Annotated in this window: 2 protein-coding genes and 1 tRNA gene; 1 reads left to right on the top strand and 2 read right to left on the bottom strand. The window is 63.5% G+C overall.

The window, feature by feature from the left end:
- The first annotated feature begins 258 nt into the window (after nt 1–258).
- On the top strand, nt 259–669 hold the full coding sequence (locus WEB61_RS12735; RefSeq protein WP_368064711.1) for a DUF6165 family protein: 411 nt from the start codon (nt 259–261) through the stop codon (nt 667–669).
- Here WEB61_RS12735 and WEB61_RS12730 read toward each other — a convergent pair.
- Both WEB61_RS12730 and WEB61_RS12725 read right to left on the bottom strand, forming a co-directional pair.
- Nucleotides 651–1,622: a glycosyltransferase family 9 protein gene (locus WEB61_RS12730; RefSeq protein WP_368064710.1), complete on the bottom strand. Its 972-nt coding sequence runs from the start codon at nt 1,620–1,622 to the stop codon at nt 651–653. The two genes, WEB61_RS12735 and WEB61_RS12730, sit on opposite strands and share 19 nt — an antisense overlap.
- A gap of 56 nt (nt 1,623–1,678) precedes the next feature.
- Nucleotides 1,679–1,755 (bottom strand) — tRNA-Arg (locus WEB61_RS12725).
- Nucleotides 1,756–2,053 lie beyond the last annotated feature (298 nt).

Genomic DNA, 2,053 nt, shown 5'->3' with positions numbered 1-2,053 from the left:
AGCCGTCGATCTCGAGCATCAGCAGCGGCGCATCCATGCGCGCGGCAAGGCGCATCTCCGGCCCGTCCAGGCCGCCGCGCAGATAATCGAGCAATCGCGAGAAAAGAGACATCGGGGTCCGCCGGGTCGCGGGAAGCTGGCGCATTGTGGGCGGGCGCGCGCCCATTGGCAACCGGCTCGTATGCGGTGAGCGGATGACACGCGGCCGCGCTTTGGGCTATACGGAGCGGAACCCTTGTTCGTCCGCCGGAGCGTTTCATGCCACAGCCTCAAGATGCCAGACCCGTCCTCATCGAAGTCGGTCCCGGCGAACTCATCGACAAGATCACCATCCTGCGCATCAAATCGGAGCGCATGAGCGACGCGGCGAAGCTTGCCAATGTGCGTCACGAACTCGACGTCCTGGAAAAGGCACGCGCCGAAAATCTTGCCGACGGCGCCGATCTCCGTCGGCTCGAAGCCGATCTGAAGGCCGTCAACGAGGCGCTCTGGGTCATCGAGGACGATATTCGTCAATGCGAGGCCGACAAGGATTTCGGGCCGGCTTTCGTCGAGCTTGCCCGTTCGGTCTACAAGCAGAACGACAGGCGCGCGGCGCTGAAGAAGGAGATCAACCTTCTGACCGGCTCGTCTATCGTCGAGGAAAAATCCTATACCGAATTCGAGTGACGCGCGAGACGGCGGACGATTTCGCCGTATACCTGCTCCACGGTCAGCACCTTCAGATCCTCGACCTCGATCACGCTGAAATTGTCGCGGATGATGCCGGTGCGTTCGGCGGGGTAATGCGAACCGAAAAGGGCAAGGCCCTCGGCACCGAGATGCGCGGCAAGATGGCTCGGTCCGGTATCGTTGCCGACGACGAAGCGGGCGCGTTTCATGAGGCCGGCAAGCTCGAACCAGTTGAGGAAGCCGCGCGGGCCGAGAAGAATTTTCCCCGGAATGGTCTTTGCGAGTTCAAGTTCGTCGGGGCCCGGCGCGACGACGACTTCGTGTCCTTCCGCGATGAGGCGCCGGGCAAGTTCGGAATAATGAGGCCAGCGTTTTTGCGGATGCCGTGCGGAGGAGCCGGGAACGAGCACGATATAAGGCGCGCCAACATGCGCTTCCTTGAGCAGCGCCGTCACATCGTCGGCAAGCCATGAGACGTCGGGTGTCGGCGTGCGCTCGATCCTGAGGCCGGCATCGGCGAGCTGCCCGGCGAGGCGGTCCAGCGTGCGGATTTTTTTCGGGTCCTTCGCGCGGTGCGGATGGCTGCATCCCTTCGCCGTGCCGGACCAGCGGCGGTCCTTCAGCATCCAGCGATAATAGAAAGCCGTGCGCGACGAATTCTGCAGATCGTAGATCATATCGAAGTTCCGGGCACGCAACGTCTTGCGCAATGTCCACATCGTATCGAGCCGCCAGCGCGGCGCGCGCGGATCGACGATCACTTCGTCGATGACGGGCGAGCGGGCGATGAGGCCGCGATAGGCCGGCATGGTCAGCACCGCGATATGGGCGTCGGGGTGGTTCGCGCGGATGTCGCGCAATGCGCCTTCCGCCTGAATCACGTCGCCAAAGGCGCCGTGTTTGATGACGAGAACACGTTGGGCGTCTGCGGGGAAAGAGGCGGCTTGCATCTCCGGCTTTGTCTTTCGGAAGGCGCCCCGTCGCCGGCGCCGCATGGGCAAGAAAGTGGTGACCCCGGCGCGATTCGAACGCACGACCCTCAGATTAGGAATCTGATGCTCTATCCAGCTGAGCTACGGGGCCACATCGAAAAGGATGCAGGCAAGAGCGCGGGCAACCCGCGACCCTGCGTCGCGCAACCTACGTCAGCGATGACGGCGCTGCAATCTCCTAGCGTGAGGCGCGAGCGGATGGCGGCCGTTTCCGGGGCCGCGCCCTTTACCTCACTGCCGGTTTGCGCCTAGATATTCGGGGCTTGCACGCAAGGGCCGGCGGTTCGGGGACGGGGCTTTCCATGCATATTCTGTCCTTCGGCCGCACCTTGCCGCTGGCGTTCCGGCTTCTCGGTGCCTTGCTTCTCGTCGTTCCGGCGGCGGCGCAT

The organism is Parvibaculum sp. (genome assembly GCF_040882025.1).
Classification (GTDB): domain Bacteria; phylum Pseudomonadota; class Alphaproteobacteria; order Parvibaculales; family Parvibaculaceae; genus Parvibaculum.
Note: the sequence above shows the minus strand (reverse complement) of the source record. Positions and strands in the feature narration are given on the sequence as shown.